This is a genomic window from Rahnella sp. CFA14(1/10) (genome assembly GCF_004195095.1).
Lineage (GTDB): Bacteria > Pseudomonadota > Gammaproteobacteria > Enterobacterales > Enterobacteriaceae > Rahnella > Rahnella perminowiae.
Genome location: NZ_SEWS01000002.1, coordinates 316,886 through 332,971, shown reverse-complemented (window position 1 = coordinate 332,971; position 16,086 = coordinate 316,886). Strand labels below are relative to the sequence as shown.

Below are 16,086 nucleotides of genomic sequence, written 5' to 3'. Positions count from 1 at the left end.
GTTACTCCGCATGGATGACCTGAACCGGAATGGATTTCAAATCCCACTTCCAGTTTGCGGTGGTGGTTTTTACCGGCAGCATTTCGATGCAGTCCGTCGGGCAGGGCGCGACGCACAGGTCACAGCCGGTACATAAATCGGTAATCACGGTATGCACGGCACGGGTGGCCCCTACAATGGCATCAACCGGACATGCCTGAATGCACTTGGTGCAGCCGATGCAGTTGCTCTCGTCGATGTAAGCCACTTTACGCACCGGTACTGCCGCCGCGGCGTCTTCGCCCATCGGCTGAGGTTCAACGTTAAGCAGGGTTGCCAGCTTGAGCATGACCGCTTCGCCGCCCGGCACGCATTTATTGATGTTGTCGCCATTGGCGACCGCTTCGGCATAAGGTTTACAGCCGGGATATCCGCATTGCGCACACTGGCTCTGCGGCAGAATATCGTCAATCTGATCGACAACCGGGTTGCCTTCGACGGCAAAACGACGCGAGGCGTAACCCAGCAGCAGGCCAAAAACCAGCGCCAGAGCGGTCAGCGCGCCAATTGCTACCCATAATTCAAACATTAGAATTTCACCAGACCCGTGAAGCCCATAAAGGCCAATGACATCAGGCCGGCCGTGACCAGCGCAATCGAAGAACCTTTGAACGGTGCCGGAACATCAGCGACGACCAGACGTTCGCGAATGGCAGCGAACAGCACCATGACCAGCGAGAAGCCCAGTGACGCGGCAAAACCGTACAGCGCGGATTGCATAAAGTTGAACTGCTGGTTGATGTTAAGCAACGCCACACCGAGCACGGCACAGTTAGTGGTGATAAGCGGCAGGAAAATACCCAGCAGCCGATACAACGACGGGCTGGTTTTACGCACGACCATTTCGGTGAACTGCACGACAACGGCGATCACCAGAATAAAGGCCATGGTACGCAGATACACCAGCCCCAGTGGCATCAGAACAAAAGTGTTGACGATCCACGAGCAGATATTGGACAGGGTGATCACGAAGGTGGTGGCGAGCCCCATCCCGATAGCCGATTCCAGTTTCCTGGACACGCCCATAAACGGGCACAGGCCAAGAAATTTGACCAGCACAAAGTTATTGACCAGCACGGTGCCGACGAAGAGTAATAAATAAGAGGTCATAGCAATTGCCCGGACATAATAATCATTAAAAAATTCAGGGTTATTCCGTAAAGGTTTCTTTTACCCGCAGTGAGCGCTTGAAATAAGGCACAAAGACGGCGGCGGCCAATAAAGGTAACAATAAGTTACGCACGGCCAAATCATCGGTAACCGGTGAGAATGCAAAGGCTTTTACTGCCAGAAGCACGGTGCACAATAACCAGATAATATACATTTTAGGTAACGCTCTGGCGCGCTTACAAAATTGCCATAATACCGCAACGGTAAATAACCCCATCGCCAACGTGGTCACTACAGAGAAATACCATTGCAGGGTAAATGCCTGCGAGTTGGTGATTAAATATTCACGCGATTCCGGTACAAATAATGCCATTGAAAACAGAAACAGCATTAATACGACGCTGAGCAGCGTCACAATCAGATACGCCATCGGGGCCAGTAACCACCCGCCAATACGTTTATAGCCCGGATTATTCGACATAAAAGCTTTTCTCACGCTGGTTTTGCCATCAAATCAGCACAGGGAAACTTCCCCGACCTTCAAGGCGCAGTAGCTTAACCCGAGTTCGCTTCAGCCGATATCGTATTTATGTGATCAATACCTTAATCCTTCCGCCGTCTCTGCGTTGACTGCCTTCACGCGCCCCGGTCACAGACTTTTGTATGCTCCGGGGACACGCTCAGTGAATGCACTGATACAGCCTGAACGATTCAGGAATTAAAAGCGGGGAGGACTAGTGCACCGGCACCAGAATTTCGGTGGCGACGATCACCACAATCAGGCCAACCAGCACGGGAACGGAGGTCCGTTTAACCACTTCAAAAGGCGAGATTTTTGCCATGCCGGCCACTGCGACCACAACGCCGGAAACCGGGGAAAGGGTCCGGCCCAGGTTGGACGCCTGCAACATCGGAATGACCAGGTATTCCGGATTAATGCCCATTTTCGTCGCCAGTTTAGGGATGAGTTCAACGAAGGCATAGAACGACGCATTGCCGGATCCGGTAGTCATGGCGGCAAGCACGGTGATCACCACCAGTACCAGCATCATAACGATGCTGCCGGAACCGAAGTTTTGCGCCAGTCCGATCAGGCTGCTGATAAACCCGACAGTACTTAAACCCTGAGCAAACACGCCTGCCGCGACCAGCAACATCACCACGTTGGCGAATGCATCGGCCATGCCGCGATACGCCACGTCCAGACCGGCGAATACCGCTTTGCCGCTACGGTTACGCACGGTTTCAATCAGGGCGGTCAGCAGCATACAGATCACCAGAATGGTGATGATATGCAGATTCGGCCCCCATTTTCCGTCAAAAATCAGCACACCGATAATCGGCGTGAAAGGCAAAATGGCGTAGAAAGCCGGAGCATTGGTTTCAGCCACATCGTCAGCATTTGAATCGACCGTATCCACCTGGGCTGTGGTATCGCGTTTATCCAGATAGCGTTGCCAGAAGAAATGCGCGACAGCCATTGCGGCGATGGCGGCAATCGAAATAGGCAGGGTGACTTTAAAGGCAAAATCCACCAGCGGCATGTTCGCCGCCTGCGCGGCCAGCACAACGTCACCGGATGTTGGCGAAAGGATGATTGCCGCAGGGGATGCACAAATCGCCGCCGCCGCACCCCGGCTGATGCCGACGTTGACCATTATCGGGAACAGTGTCGCCATCAGTAACACGCCCAGACCGGTGGCGGAAGATACCGCCAGCGACATCAGACACGCCAGGATATAAGCCGCAACCATCAGAATGTACGGTGAGTTGATCATCTGTAACGGACGCGATGCCAGTTTGACGACCACATCATTGGCCCCAATATGTGTCATATAGGCCGCGAATCCGCACAGCATCATGATCATCATTCCCAGATCGCCACCGCGGCTCATCAGCAGAATTTTGACGTATTCAACGATATCTGTGGCATTCCAGCCGGTACTTTTTGTGCCTTCCGGCAGGATACTGTGGCCCATCATTGCACTGATAATCAGCAGCAATAAGCCACCTACCATCAGCACGCCGGTGGGTGAATAGCCTTTAATGATATAGCGTCCGACAAAGACGGCGACCACCAGCCCGATCAGTAATTCCAGCATTATTGTATTCCCCGAGATTAAATATGGATCCAAGTGAAAGGCGGGCACTTTGCCGAAATAGCTCACCGGGCGTAATGACGCTTATCAATTATGGGTGATGAAAAAGCGGGGAATATTTAAATTTGTGATGCTTAACGGGCATCACGAGGGGCGTTTCAAACAAACTTCAAGTTCAAAACCGTGGGCCGACGCCCACGACCTTGACCTTGACCTTAAGGCAAGTTTGGGTGGCAACCCAAGGTGTTGACCTAAAGGCGGTTCGGGTGGCAAACCCAAAATCAAAGCTTCGGGATTTCCCGATAAAATCCCACGCCGATGAGGCGTCCAAACAGAAATGGTATAAATTTCCTTCCCCGTAGCCAGATTTCCAGCCGTGAAGGGGCACGCTTCCTTTGTTTCTGTCCGGCCTTACTGATCATAATCTGTAACGCCTGCGTCGCCCAGGTCGGGAACATGCGACGGCGCTGAATGCGTTTTAAATGCCGCAGCGTCAGGCGTCCGGCCTTGAGCGGTTCAGTGATGATATTCGCCGTCGCCACGGCATCCTGAATGGCCAGATTCACGCCAACACCGCCGATGGGTGACATCGCATGCGCTGCGTCGCCGATGCACAGCAGCCCCGGTTTTGCCCACTCTTTCAGACGGTCAATGCGGATCACCAGCAGGCGTACGTCTTCCCAACTGAGGATATCTTGCTGAAGACGCGGGCGTTCGAAGGGAGATACTTCGGTCAGCAGGTCGAGAAAGGGCGCGATGCCCTGCGCTTTGAGCGAATCCAGACTGCCTTTGGGAATCGAATACCCACACTGCCAGTAATCTCCCCGGTCAATCATGATGAAGTTTTTCTTCGGGCCGCGGTGACCCATTGACCACTGCGGATCGTCCGGTCGTTTGTGAATTTTCAGCCATAACACGTCACGCGGCGTGCCATAACGGCGGACTTCCATCCCGGCCTGTTCCCGCACGATGGAATTACGGCCATCGCAACCGATCACCAGACCGGCATCAAAGTGCTGCGTTTCTCCGTCCACTTCAGCAATAACACCGGATACCTGCCCTTTATCCTCCTGCAACGACAGCACCTGTGCATTATGGATCAGCCTGAAATTGGGCAGTTGTGCTGCCTTACCGGCGATAAAATTAAGGAAATCCCACTGCGGCATAAAAGCGATAAATTTACACTGCGTTGGCAGATGGCTGAAGTCCGCCAGCGTGGTTTCCTGGCCGTCGATTTCACCATATAGCTTTTCAGCGCGCTGGTGTGGCAGGGCGAGGAATTCGTCGAGGAAACCCAGTTGCCAGATGATGTCCAGCGTCGAAGGGTGAATGGTGTCGCCGCGAAAATCGCGCAAAAAGTCACGGTGTTTTTCCAGCACAGTGACGTCAATACCTTTACGCGCCAGAAGATATCCCAGCATTAAACCTGCGGGACCGCCCCCGACAATGCAGCATGATGCTGCTGAAGACTTTGTATCCGGTGTCATAACCACCTGCCTGACTGAATAAATTCATATGATAACAGTTATCATTTGCACTCCTGCGCGTCAATCCATCCCGTGCTACATCACTGAACATTACCTGCACAGCGGTACAACATATCCGGCTTTTTTTGCACCACCGCGATCTGCCCGCCATCTTCCCGCCTGGAACGTTATTTATTCATATTCCATTTTAATCAATTGCTTAACGGCGGTTCTGCAAACTGGCAGACAAATTGCAATGTGGTCCACAGGTTGAGTTGTTGGGCCAATTTGGACCGGTGTCCGTTGAAAACAATGTGCGGAGAAGCCAATGAGCGGCGAAATAAATTTATTGCATCCGATCGCGCCACAACAAAGCGACACCCTGGTACTGGATGCGCTGACGCGTTATGTGGCGCAGTCCGGCACCCGTATCGGCGAGAAACTGCCTCCTGAGCGTGTGCTGGCTGAAGGTCTGGCGGTGAGCCGCAACACCGTGCGTGAGGCGCTCAAACGCTGGGAGGCACTGGGGATTATCGTGCGTAAAAAAGGCAGTGGCACTTTTTTGCAGTCTGAAATTACTGCCAACGACAGCTTTCTGTCCCTGCGCTTTAAAAATGATTCCGCCACCATGCTGCATGCGCTGGAAGTGCGCCGGATCATCGAATGTGAGGCTTCGGCAATGGCGGCAGTACGTGCGACGGAAAGCGATTTGCTGTTCATCGAACAGAAACTGGTTGTGATGGAAAAAGTACATCTGAGCATCGGTTCCGCAGGGGCAGAAGACTGGCAGTTTCACGCGGCGATCTACAGCGCCGCGCACAATCCGCTGCTGCTGCAAATGGTCGGCGGCATTTACGACCTGCTGCATGCCTTTTTCGAATCGCCACCGGAGCAGGCGCTTTTCAGCGACTCTTTTCCGCTGCACCGCCTGTTATATGAAGCCATTGCGCGCCGCGAACCGGAAAACGCGCGCAGGCTGAGCAACGACATTCTGAACATAACCGAACGTGACATGAAGGAAGTGATCAATGCAGCAAGATGATAAGAGCCAGCCGGTTGAGTTAAGTGAAAACACGCATTTAGTGCATGACGGCCGCCACGATCGCGGGGCGATTTCACCCCCTATCTATCAGTCGTCGTTATTTAGTTTCACCGATTATGACAGCATGATTGCCCGTTTTCGTGGTGACAGCGACCACGCATTATATTCCCGCGTCGACAACCCGACCGTGATCGAATTACAGAAGAAGGTGGCGCAGCTTGAAGGCGGCGAAGCCTGTCTGGCGTTCGGCAGCGGCATGGCGGCGATCAGTAATGCCATTCTCAGCGTGGCCGGTCCCGGCGATAAAGTCGTCTGTGTGAATCACGTTTATCCAGACACCTACCGTTTTCTGCGCGGTTTCTGCACCCGTTTCCAGATTGAATCACAGTTTGTCGATGGAGGTTCTCTGGCCGCACTCGAAGCGGCGATTCAGGGGGCGAAACTGTTATATCTCGAAAGCCCGAACAGCTGGGTGATGGGCGAGCAAAATCTGCCAGCCATTGCCGCGCTGGCCAAAAAATACGGCGTAATAACGATGATCGATAACAGCTGGGCGTCACCGGTTTTCCAGAAGCCGCTGGCGGCAGGCATCGATCTGGTTATTCATTCTGCGTCGAAATACATCAGCGGACACAGCGACGTCGTTGCCGGACTGGTGATTTCAAGTACAGAACACATCACTGCCATCAGTCGTTATATCAGCCCGTTTTTAGGCGGCAAACTCTCCGCGAATGAAGCCTGGCTGTTGCTGCGCGGCTTACGCACGCTGCCGCTGCGTATGCGCCAGCATCATGAAAGTGCGCTGGAACTGGCGCGCCGCCTGCAGGGCTATTCGCGTATCACGCAGGTGAATCATCCGGGGCTCGAGCCGCTGCCGACTTCCACGCTGACCGGCTACAGCGGCTTGTTCTCCTTTGAGCTCAGCGAAGGCATTGACATTCCGACGTTCTGCAATGCGCTGACCTTATTCCGTATGGGCGTCAGTTGGGGCGGTTTTGAAAGCCTGGTGATGCCGGCCATTTCGGTGCTGAATCAGGCGGGTGAATTTAACTCGGCAAGAGATTTTGGCGTCTCACCCCGTGTGATCCGCATTTCAATCGGGCTGGAAGATACTGAAGATTTATGGCGTGACTTGAAAAACGCCATCGAAAGTGCTTGTTCCTGAAGCCATTTTTTGAAAATACCGTTCCTGTGTTCCGACTTTTTTCACCGTGGAGAATCAAGATTATGCGACACCCGAAACGTCATGTGCTCAGCCTGCTGGTGCTCAGCCTGTTTTCCTGCGCCAGTTTTGCCGCCACTAAGCTGACGCTGGTGGAAGTGATTACCAGCCCGGCACGTACCGAAATGCTGCAAAAGATGTTAACCGCTTACAAAACACAGCATCCTGATGTCGAGATCGAGGTCGTGTCGCTGCCGTGGGGGCAGGCGTTTGAAAAGCTTGGCACCATGATTCAGAGCGGGCAGTACCCGGATGTGGTGGAAATGCCGGACACCTGGCAGGGGCTGTATGCCAGTAACGGTATGCTGGCTGATCTCGAACCCCGGCTGAAAGGCTGGACAGGCACGGCAGATCTGACCGACAAAACGCTGACCATGGCGCGTTCTTCCGGTGGCACCGCAACGATGATCCCGTACGGTTTTTATCTGCGGGCGATGTTCTGGAATAAAAAACTCTTTCAGCAGGCGGGCCTGACCGACGCGCCGAAAACCATGGATGAGTTTATGGCGGATGCGAAGAAAATCAGCGCGCTGGGCAACGGGATCAGCGGCTATTGCATGCGCGGCGGCGTCGGCGGCACGAATGCCTGGATGATGTTTATGGCGGCAATGAACGGCTCGCCGGACTTTTTCGATAAAGAGGGCAACAGCATGCTGACCAAACCGGGTGCGGTCAAAGGCGCGCAGTTCCTGGTGGACATGTACCAGAAAGGTTATGCACCCAAAGACAGTGTTAACTGGGGCTTTAACGAAATCGTTTCCGGTTTCTACTCCGGTAAATGCGCCATGCTGGATCAGGATCCGGACGCGCTGATCGCCATCAAGAACAGCATGAACCCGGACGATTTCTCCGTTGCGCCGATGCCGCTCGGGCCGAACGGTAAAGCCTACCCGACTATCGGTTATACCGGCTGGTCGATGTTCAAACAGGGCAAACATCAGGATCAAAGCTGGGATCTGATTTCCTTCCTGAGTAATAAAGAAAACAACCTGACCTGGTCGAAATTCGTCGGCACCTTACCGATTTATAAGGGTGCAGAGCAGGATGCATATTACCACGCGCCACAGTTTGCAGGCTGGTTTGCCGAGCTGAACAGCCCGGATTACATCCCGCTGACCATGCCGACGCACCTCAAAGGCTGGGGCTATTTTAACTCGGTGATTGTAAAAGACAGTTCGCAGGAAACGCTGCTCGGCCAGAACGACACCGAAAGCATGGTGAAAGATTGGGCGAAATACCTGACCAAAGAACAGAAAGCCTGGCTGGCTGCGCAAAAGTAAACCGGATGACTCCGGCACGGATCTGCTGCCGGAGTTCCCCATTCTTCTCAACGGAGACGCGTCATGATGTTGGAAGTTTCACCGCCAGACACCGCTGCCGCGCCGCGCTTCCCACGTTTGCGGGCGCTGCTGGAACCCTGGGTTTATCTCAGCCCGACGCTGGTGCTGATTGGCCTGTTTATCTTTGTTCCGATGGCTATCGGCATTTCCTATGCTTTTCAGAACATACAGTTGCTGAACCCGTTCGATACCGGTTGGGTGGGGCTGGATAATTTTCGTACCATGTTTGATGACCGGCATTTTTATGCCGCACTGCGCCATACCTTCAACTGGACACTGACTTCACTGGTGTTGCAGTTCGCGCTGGGGCTGGGCTTAGCTTTATTGCTCAACCGCGAATTCCCCGGCCGCCGCTGGGTGCAGGCGCTGGTGTTTCTGCCGTGGGCGGTTCCGGCGTTTCTCTCCGGCCTGACCTGGGCATGGTTGCTCAATCCGGTAATTGGCGTGCTGCCTTACTGGCTGGCTGATCTGCATATCATTTCCGAACCGTACAATATTTTGTCTGATCCGCAACTGGCGCTGTACGGCCCGGTAGTGGCGAACGTCTGGTTCGGCATTCCGTTCTTCGCCATTACCCTGCTGGCGGCGTTGCAATCGATTCCGAAAGATTTGTACGAAGCGGCGTCGATGGACGGGGCGAGCGGCTGGCAGCAGTTTTGCAAAGTCACGCTGCCGTTTCTGGCACCGATGATTGCCATCACGGTCATGCTGCGCACCATCTGGATCGCAAATTTTGCTGATCTGATTGTGGTGATGACCGACGGCGGGCCGGCAAATTCCACCTCGATTCTGTCGAGTTTCATCTTCACCACTGCATACCGCAAACTCGACTTTGGTTATGCGTCTGCGATGGCGGTGTTCCTGCTGGTGCTGATGACATTTTATGCGCTGGTTTTACTGCGCATCCGCCATCAGTTGCTGAAATAAGGGGCTCATATGAGTGCATTGTCAATTAACGCCTGGCTTCGCAAGGGCGGGCATCGGCTGGGGATTGTGTTCTATCTGGTGTTCGCGCTGTTCCCGATTTACTGGCTGATCAAAATCTCCATCACGCCGGATAAACTGCTCTACAGTGAAGGTGTGCGGATGTGGCCGGGCGAGATGACGCTGGTCCATTTTCAGCGTGTGTTTACTGAAAGCCAGTTTCCGCTGTATTTCTTCAACAGTCTGATTGTGTCATTCGGCACGGCATTTCTGACCACAATCATTGCTGCCGGTGCGGGTTTCGCGTTTTCCCGCTTCAGTTTTCGCGGCAAAACGGTGATGGCCGCGCTGCTGCTGTTTACCCAGATGTTCCCGCTGGTAATGATCCTCGCGCCAATTTACAAAGTGATGGCACCGCTCGGGCTGACCAATAGCCTGACCGGGCTGATTCTGATTTACACCGCTTTTAACGTCCCTTTTGCCACGTTCCTGATGCAGTCGTTTTTTGACAGTATTCCGAAGGATCTGGAAGAGTCCGCGATGCTTGAAGGGTGCAGCCGATTTATGGCACTGCGCAAAGTCATTATCCCGCTGACTCTGCCGGGGATGGCGGCAACCTTAGGTTTTGTGTTTACCGCCGCGTGGAGCGAATTGTTGTTCTCGCTGATGCTCATCAACAAAAACGACGTGATGACTTTCCCGGTTGGCTTACTCAGTTTTGTGTCGAAATTCGCGGTTTCATGGGGCGACATGATGGCAGCGGCTGTGCTGGCGCTCATTCCTGCCTGTCTGTTCTTTGCGTTCATTCAGCGTTACCTGGTTCAGGGGCTGACTGCCGGTGCGGTAAAAGGATAATTCTATGGCTCAGATTACGATTTCCGATCTTCAAAAACGTTACGAAAATGTCGAAGTATTGCGACACATTAACCTGACCATTAAAGATGGCGAGTTTGTGGTGCTGGTCGGGCCGTCCGGGTGCGGTAAATCGACCCTGCTGCGCACGATCGCCGGGCTTGAACTGGCGACGGCGGGGGATATTCATATCGGTTCACGTCTGATGAATCAGGTGGCTCCGAAAGACCGTGATATCTCAATGGTATTCCAGAGTTATGCACTGTATCCGCACATGACCGTGGCACGTAACATGGGGTTCAGCCTCGAAGTCCAAAAGCGGCCGAAAGCGGAGATTGAGGCGGCGGTGAATAAAGCCGCCGATATTCTCGGGCTGACCGCGTTGCTGCATCGCCGTCCGAAAGAGTTATCCGGCGGACAGCGTCAGCGTGTGGCAATGGGCAGGGCGATCGTACGCGAGCCCCAGGTGTTTTTGTTCGATGAACCGCTTTCTAACCTGGATGCGCAATTACGGGGGCAGATGCGGATTGAAATCAAAAGCCTGCATCAGCGTATGAAGAACACCATCGTTTATGTGACGCACGATCAGGTGGAAGCCATGACCCTCGCTGACCGCATCGTCGTACTCAACCACGGCCTGATCCAGCAGGTCGGCACGCCGCTTGAACTGTACGACACGCCGGCCAATAAATTCGTCGCCAGCTTTATCGGTTCGCCGTCTATGAATTTCATCAACGGTACGCTGGAACTGGGGGATTCTGCACCGCAATTGCGGATTAACGGGCAACTGACGCTGCCGGTAGATCCTTTAATCAAGAATCTGCAAAGTGGTACAGAGGTGATTTATGGCGTCCGCCCCGAAGCCATTGTGCTGTGCGAAGAGGGCGCGCCAGGCGCGGTGCCACTGGATATCACGCTAATTGAACCTACCGGCCTGAGTGAACTTATTCACGGTAAATTTGGCACTGAAAAGCTGAGTGTTTACAGCATGGTCAGATCGGCCGCCGCGCCCGGAGACCGGGTATGGGTACAGATAGATACCGCGCGGATGCAGTTGTTTGAGGCGGATAGTCAGAAGCGGATGAGGAAAATGGGAGAGTGAAAAGCAGTAAATTTCTCGCGCGGGAATAAGTGAATCCCGGTCGGCGCCTCCCCCTTCGCAGGGGGAGGCGCGATAAGTTAAACCGCTTTTGCCTCAGGTAAGCGCATCAGCTTAAACCCGACGCCGACACCGGCAATCAGCATCAAACTGATGAATCCGGTGATCCCGTACCAGCCAAAGGAGTGCCAGAAGAATCCGCCTAACGTTCCGGCGACACTGGAACCCGCATAGTAGCTGAACAGATATAAAGACGATGCCTGACCTTTTGCACGACGGGCACGTCTGCCGATCCAGCCGCTGGCAACGGAATGGGCGGCGAAAAATCCGCCGGTGACCAGAATCATGCCGACGAAAATCAGCCAGACCGGTGAAAAAGCGGTGATTAAAATGCCCAGCAGCATCAGCGACGTTGCGCCGATCAGCACAGGGCCGCGGCCATAAACGCCGGTCAGCGCACCGGCTTTCGGCGAGCTGTAGGTGCCCATCAGGTAAACGACAGATAAAATCCCGACTATCGCCTGGCTCAGATGGTAGGGCGATGAAAGCAGACGGTAACCGATGTAGTTAAACAGGGTCACGAAACTGCCCATCAGCAGGAAACCTTCGGCGAAAAGTAGCGGCAGACCGCTGTCGCGCCAGTGCAGTTTGAAGTTAATCAGCATTTTGCGCGGTTTCAGCGAGCTTGCCCGGAAATGTTTTGATGCAGGCAGAATGCGCCAGAACATAATTGCCGCCGCGAGGGCGAAGCAGCCCACGAATGCAACGGCGATACGCCAGGAGAAGAAATCCGTCAGCACACCACTGACTAAACGTCCGCTCATGCCCCCAATGGAATTTCCGCTAATGTATAAACCCATCGAGAAGGCGACCACGCTTGGGTGGATTTCCTCGCTGAGATAGGTCATGGCGACGGCTGCCACGCCGCTCAGCGATAAGCCAATCAGCGCACGCATGATGAGAATGCCGTCCCAGCTTTGCATAAAGGAACAGACCAGCGTGCAACCCGCAGCGAGAAATAACGCTACCACCATCACTGACTTGCGCCCGACTGCGTCAGAAACAGGCCCGGTGAACAACAGGCCAATGGCCATCAGACCGGTAGATAACGACAACGACAGGCTACTGGTGGCCGGTGAAACCCCGAAATCATGCGACAACACCGGCAGGATCGGCTGAACACAATACAGCAGGGCAAACGTCGCCAGCCCTGCTGAAAACAGGGCCAGCGTGACGCGGATAAACTCCGGTGTCCCACGTTTGATAAAGGGCGTTTTAAGTCCGGAGCGCGCGGCGGGAGTTTCAGGATTTAACTCGTCGTCGTTGACTGAATGACTGGCTGGTGCGGCAGAAATCCGCCGGGAGGTTTTCACGGTAAGTCCTTAATGCGGAGTGCGGTAAAACTTAATTTTAAAATGTATAAGAATTTTAACGCTGCAGCGGTTATTGTCTAATATATTAATCAGTCAAAAATGATATGTTTAAAATATCAATTGGGCTGGGTTAATCCACATCATGAATCATATCGAACTGCGTCATTTGCGTTATTTCATCGCCGTTGCGGACGAACTGCATTTCGGCCGTGCAGCGGAACGTCTGCACATTTCCCAGCCGCCGCTGAGTCAGCAAATCCAGGCGCTGGAAACCCATCTTGGCGCCACGCTGTTTTATCGTAACAACCGCACTGTAAGACTGACGCAGGCGGGACAGGCATTTTTGCTGGAAGCCCGGCAGATTTTGCAGCGGGTCGGTGAGGCCTCCGCTCAGGCAGCCCGCATTCATCGCGGTGAGTCAGGCAATCTGACGCTCGGGCTGACCTCTTCGGCACCTTTTTTACGCCGTGTTTCACGCACCTTACACCGTTTTCGTTTGTCCTATCCGGACGTCAATATCCGCATCGAACAACTCAACAGCAAACAGCAGATCGAACCTTTGCTGGAGGGAAAACTGGATTTGGGCATTATGCGCAATGGCGGGTTGCCGGAAGAGCTGGAACATCATCTGGTGCTGTCCGAACCGCTGATTGCCGTGGTGCACAGCGATCATCCGCTGAATGCGCTTAAAGAGGGTGAACTGACTTTTCAACACCTTGCCGATCAGCCGTTTGTGTTCTTCTCCAAAGATGTCGGCACGTCGCTTTACGATGACATTCTCGGTCAGCTCAAGGCGCAGGGAATTACCCCCTATATTACGCAGGAAGTAGGGGAACCGCTGACCATCATCGGGCTGGTAGCCGCAGGGCTGGGCGTATCGATTCTGCCTGCTTCTTATCTGCGTATTCAGGTTGAAGGCGTGCGGTATTTGCGATTTGGTCACCGGCAGGGCACGACAGAACTCTGGCTGGTGAATCACGCGCGGCGTCCGGTGACCGCCGCAACCCGTGCATTTATGGAATTGTTGTTACGTGAAGAATAAGAAGCTGAAGTCAGAAGATGCTGTATTTCCAGTCAATTCCGAGCGTCTTTTACCGCAATTTGTGCACCGAATCACATAACGAATCAAATAGTTGACGACATATGACAAAAACCCCAACATAGCCCTAATCTTTATTTTGAAGCGCGAAAATAACAGGAGTTTCTTGAGTGATCCCCGACGGGCAACCAGGACATATCGATCAGATAAAACAAACCAATGTCGGTGCTGTGTACCGCCTGATAGATCTGTTTGGCCCTATTTCGCGTATTGAATTGTCGAAAAAGGCACAACTGGCTCCCGCCAGTATCACCAAGATTGTCCGTGAGTTATTACAGGCGCATCTGGTACTGGAAACTGAATTTCAGGATCCCGGCAGCCGCGGGCGTCCGGCCATTGGTTTAGCGCTCGACACTCAGGCCTGGCATTATCTTTCGGCACGTATCAGCCTGGGTTCAATCACACTCGGTTTACGTGATCTCAGCAGTAAACTGGTGGTGGAAGAGGTCCTTCCACTGCCGGAACAGGCTTCACAACCGCTGCTTAAACGTATTATTTCTGAAATTGACCAGTTTTTTATCCGCCATCAGCGCAAGCTCGAACGCCTTACTGCTATCGCCATTACCTTACCGGGCATGATTGACGCGCGTCGTGGCATTGTGCACCGTATGCCGTTTTATCATGATGTGTTCGATATGCCGCTGGGTGACACGCTGTCGGAACACACCGGTTTGCCGGTCTATGTCCAGCACGATATCGGTGCCTGGACGCTGGCCGAGTCGTTATATGGTGCCTCGCGTGGCTGTAAAAATATGGTGCAGGTGGTCATCGATCATAACGTCGGGGCGGGAGTGATCACCGGCGGGCGCGTGCTGCACGCAGGCAGCAGCAGTGTGGCGGAAATCGGCCATACGCAGGTGGATCCTTACGGCAAGCGCTGTTATTGCGGTAATCACGGTTGCCTTGAAACCGTAGCCAGCACTGACAGCATTCTTGATCTCGTTCGTCAGCGTTTAACAGTACCCGTTCCGGCCAGCTTATTGCATGGCGTATCGCTGACCATCGAAGCCGTGTGTGATGCAGCAAACCGGGGCGATCAGCTGGCGCGCGACGTGATTATCAGCGTCGGACAGAGTGTCGGACGTATTCTGGCGATTATGGTCAATCTGTTTAATCCCGAGAAAGTACTGATCGGCTCACCGCTTAATTTGTCTCAGGATATTCTTCATCCCGCGATAATGTCCTGTATTCAACAGCAATCACTTCCCGCTTATAGCGAAAATATCAAACTTGAATCGACACAATTTTATAATCAGGGCACGATGCCCGGCGCGGCATTAGTCAAAGACGCGTTATATAGCGGTTCCCTGTTAATTAAATTACTGCAAGGTTAATATCCTTCAGCGTTCAAATTACCGCTGCGTTGGCTGCATTTGTTCGTCCGGATCACTGACATTAACCTGCTCAGCGGGATTTTCTTTTACTGCCTTGTCGTCATTTTATTAATCTGGATAGATCTTTTATGTCTGTTTTTAAATAAAAAACATATAAGACCTGCACATTAACCGCACGTACAGTCAACAAAACATTGCGCTAACGCAAACTGCTCTGATCGCGCATCGCCTAGACTTTCTGTCGTTACTTTGTCTCTGGCGGTGTTTTCTTACCGGAGACTATCTTTCAATAAGACGGAGAGATCCCGGAGCCTGAATTCCATGTTAACGCACTTTTTCGTCACGGGGACAGACGCTCGTGTAGGTAAAACCATTGTCACACGTGCCTTGCTTCAGGCCTTAGCCGCGCAGGATCGCTGCGTTTTAGGCTATAAACCTATTGCCACAGGCAGCCAGGAGCTGGCCGACGGGGTTCGAAATAAAGATGCGGTAACTCTTCAGCAGTCATCTTCTATTTCTTATCCTTTTAATAAAATAACCCCGCTGGCCTTAACTGACGAAGACATTTATGCCAGCCAGATCCCCGAAAATGTTTTTGAAATAATGACTCATGGTCTTAATTTCATGCGTGAAGAGGCAGATTCTGTAGTGGTTGAAGGATGCGACGGGTGGAGAACGTTGATCACGCCGCAACTTTTATATTCTGACTGGGTACGTCTGCAAAATATGCCGGTAGTATTAGTGGTGGGTATTCAGGAGGGGTGTGTCAGCCACGCATTATTAACCGCACAGGCAATTATTGCGGATGGTTTACCGTTGCTCGGCTGGGTGGCGAACCGCATTAACCCGTGTCTGGCTCACTACCAGGAAACGATTGACGCGATCAGCGCCAATATTACAGCGCCGCTGCTGGGGGAAATTCCGTATTTACCCCGAGCTGAAAGCCGCGATTTAACCCGGTTTATTAATCTGTCCAGTTTTGATCTGAAGATGATGTCTCAGGCCTGATAGTGACGTTGTCACTACTAGTCTGTAATTAACGGGCGCTGTGTGCAAACTCAGCGCTTTTTTTTGTCTATAATTAAGT

The 16,086-nt window shown here is 53.0% G+C and carries 15 protein-coding genes; 9 read left to right on the top strand and 6 right to left on the bottom strand.

Features of this window, described 5'->3' with window-relative positions; translation table 11 throughout:
• Position 1 precedes the first annotated feature (1 nt).
• The 5 genes from rsxB to EVX52_RS05150 form a co-directional block, all read right to left on the bottom strand.
• Complete coding sequence (gene rsxB, locus EVX52_RS05170) at positions 2-568, bottom strand: electron transport complex subunit RsxB (RefSeq protein ID WP_013575430.1); 567 nt, start codon at positions 566-568, stop codon at positions 2-4.
• Positions 568-1,149: an electron transport complex subunit RsxA gene (rsxA, locus tag EVX52_RS05165; RefSeq protein WP_015697462.1), complete on the bottom strand. Its 582-nt coding sequence runs from the start codon at positions 1,147-1,149 to the stop codon at positions 568-570. The genes rsxB and rsxA overlap by 1 nt, the downstream gene beginning before the upstream one ends.
• A gap of 40 nt (positions 1,150-1,189) precedes the next feature.
• Positions 1,190-1,630, bottom strand: coding sequence for a DUF2569 domain-containing protein (locus tag EVX52_RS05160; RefSeq protein WP_129990759.1), 441 nt, complete (start codon positions 1,628-1,630; stop codon positions 1,190-1,192).
• A 253-nt stretch (positions 1,631-1,883) separates the two neighbouring features.
• Positions 1,884-3,251, bottom strand: a complete 1,368-nt coding sequence (dcuC, locus tag EVX52_RS05155; RefSeq protein ID WP_129951211.1) for an anaerobic C4-dicarboxylate transporter DcuC — start codon at positions 3,249-3,251, stop codon at positions 1,884-1,886.
• Positions 3,252-3,529: 278 nt separating this feature from the next.
• Entirely contained in the window at positions 3,530-4,735 is a 1,206-nt protein-coding gene (locus EVX52_RS05150; RefSeq protein ID WP_129990758.1) for an FAD-dependent oxidoreductase, read from the bottom strand.
• A gap of 307 nt (positions 4,736-5,042) precedes the next feature.
• On the opposite strand from EVX52_RS05150, the gene EVX52_RS05145 reads away from it, so the two are divergent.
• The 6 genes from EVX52_RS05145 to EVX52_RS05120 all read left to right on the top strand — a co-directional run bounded on the left by EVX52_RS05145 (position 5,043) and on the right by EVX52_RS05120 (position 11,196).
• Positions 5,043-5,756 carry a FadR/GntR family transcriptional regulator gene (locus EVX52_RS05145; RefSeq protein ID WP_129951213.1) on the top strand — a complete coding sequence of 238 codons (714 nt, stop codon included), beginning with the start codon at positions 5,043-5,045 and terminating at the stop codon, positions 5,754-5,756.
• Complete coding sequence (locus EVX52_RS05140) at positions 5,743-6,921, top strand: aminotransferase class I/II-fold pyridoxal phosphate-dependent enzyme (RefSeq protein WP_129990757.1); 1,179 nt, start codon at positions 5,743-5,745, stop codon at positions 6,919-6,921. Before EVX52_RS05145 ends, EVX52_RS05140 begins: the two co-directional genes overlap by 14 nt.
• A 62-nt stretch (positions 6,922-6,983) precedes the next feature.
• Complete coding sequence (locus EVX52_RS05135; RefSeq protein WP_129990756.1) at positions 6,984-8,258, top strand: sugar ABC transporter substrate-binding protein; 1,275 nt, start codon at positions 6,984-6,986, stop codon at positions 8,256-8,258.
• A gap of 63 nt (positions 8,259-8,321) precedes the next feature.
• The gene (locus EVX52_RS05130; protein ID WP_129951216.1) at positions 8,322-9,245 is read left to right on the top strand and encodes a carbohydrate ABC transporter permease; all 924 of its coding nucleotides are present in this window, start codon (positions 8,322-8,324) and stop codon (positions 9,243-9,245) included.
• Positions 9,246-9,254: 9 nt separating this feature from the next.
• The gene (locus tag EVX52_RS05125; RefSeq protein ID WP_129951217.1) at positions 9,255-10,097 is read left to right on the top strand and encodes a carbohydrate ABC transporter permease; all 843 of its coding nucleotides are present in this window, start codon (positions 9,255-9,257) and stop codon (positions 10,095-10,097) included.
• Between the two features lie 4 nt (positions 10,098-10,101).
• Positions 10,102-11,196, top strand: a complete 1,095-nt coding sequence (locus EVX52_RS05120; RefSeq protein ID WP_129990755.1) for an ABC transporter ATP-binding protein — start codon at positions 10,102-10,104, stop codon at positions 11,194-11,196.
• A 77-nt stretch (positions 11,197-11,273) separates the two neighbouring features.
• Here the strand turns inward: EVX52_RS05120 and EVX52_RS05115 are convergent, their stop codons facing one another.
• Positions 11,274-12,566 (bottom strand): MFS transporter, encoded by a 1,293-nt coding sequence (locus EVX52_RS05115; protein WP_129951219.1) that lies wholly within the window; start codon positions 12,564-12,566, stop codon positions 11,274-11,276.
• A gap of 142 nt (positions 12,567-12,708) precedes the next feature.
• On the opposite strand from EVX52_RS05115, the gene EVX52_RS05110 reads away from it, so the two are divergent.
• The 3 genes from EVX52_RS05110 (at position 12,709) to bioD (ending at position 16,007) form a co-directional block, all read left to right on the top strand.
• Positions 12,709-13,608: a LysR family transcriptional regulator gene (locus tag EVX52_RS05110; RefSeq protein ID WP_129951220.1), complete on the top strand. Its 900-nt coding sequence runs from the start codon at positions 12,709-12,711 to the stop codon at positions 13,606-13,608.
• A 167-nt stretch (positions 13,609-13,775) separates the two neighbouring features.
• Positions 13,776-14,999 (top strand): ROK family protein, encoded by a 1,224-nt coding sequence (locus EVX52_RS05105; protein ID WP_129951221.1) that lies wholly within the window; start codon positions 13,776-13,778, stop codon positions 14,997-14,999.
• 321 nt (positions 15,000-15,320) lie between these two features.
• Positions 15,321-16,007, top strand: a complete 687-nt coding sequence (gene bioD / locus EVX52_RS05100) for a dethiobiotin synthase (protein WP_129951222.1) — start codon at positions 15,321-15,323, stop codon at positions 16,005-16,007.
• The last annotated feature ends 79 nt before the right edge of the window (positions 16,008-16,086 follow it).

What these genes read in the sequence shown, in the direction of transcription:
- EVX52_RS05150 (WP_129990758.1), bottom strand. Translation starts at nt 4,735, where the DNA reads ATGACACCGGATACAAAGTCTTCAGCAGCATCATGCTGCATTGTCGGG.
- EVX52_RS05140 (WP_129990757.1), top strand. Translation starts at nt 5,743, where the DNA reads ATGCAGCAAGATGATAAGAGCCAGCCGGTTGAGTTAAGTGAAAACACG.
- EVX52_RS05160 (WP_129990759.1), bottom strand. Translation starts at nt 1,630, where the DNA reads ATGTCGAATAATCCGGGCTATAAACGTATTGGCGGGTGGTTACTGGCC.
- EVX52_RS05135 (WP_129990756.1), top strand. Translation starts at nt 6,984, where the DNA reads ATGCGACACCCGAAACGTCATGTGCTCAGCCTGCTGGTGCTCAGCCTG.
- EVX52_RS05110 (WP_129951220.1), top strand. Translation starts at nt 12,709, where the DNA reads ATGAATCATATCGAACTGCGTCATTTGCGTTATTTCATCGCCGTTGCG.
- EVX52_RS05145 (WP_129951213.1), top strand. Translation starts at nt 5,043, where the DNA reads ATGAGCGGCGAAATAAATTTATTGCATCCGATCGCGCCACAACAAAGC.
- rsxB (WP_013575430.1), bottom strand. Translation starts at nt 568, where the DNA reads ATGTTTGAATTATGGGTAGCAATTGGCGCGCTGACCGCTCTGGCGCTG.
- EVX52_RS05130 (WP_129951216.1), top strand. Translation starts at nt 8,322, where the DNA reads ATGATGTTGGAAGTTTCACCGCCAGACACCGCTGCCGCGCCGCGCTTC.
- rsxA (WP_015697462.1), bottom strand. Translation starts at nt 1,149, where the DNA reads ATGACCTCTTATTTATTACTCTTCGTCGGCACCGTGCTGGTCAATAAC.
- dcuC (WP_129951211.1), bottom strand. Translation starts at nt 3,251, where the DNA reads ATGCTGGAATTACTGATCGGGCTGGTGGTCGCCGTCTTTGTCGGACGC.
- EVX52_RS05125 (WP_129951217.1), top strand. Translation starts at nt 9,255, where the DNA reads ATGAGTGCATTGTCAATTAACGCCTGGCTTCGCAAGGGCGGGCATCGG.
- bioD (WP_129951222.1), top strand. Translation starts at nt 15,321, where the DNA reads ATGTTAACGCACTTTTTCGTCACGGGGACAGACGCTCGTGTAGGTAAA.
- EVX52_RS05120 (WP_129990755.1), top strand. Translation starts at nt 10,102, where the DNA reads ATGGCTCAGATTACGATTTCCGATCTTCAAAAACGTTACGAAAATGTC.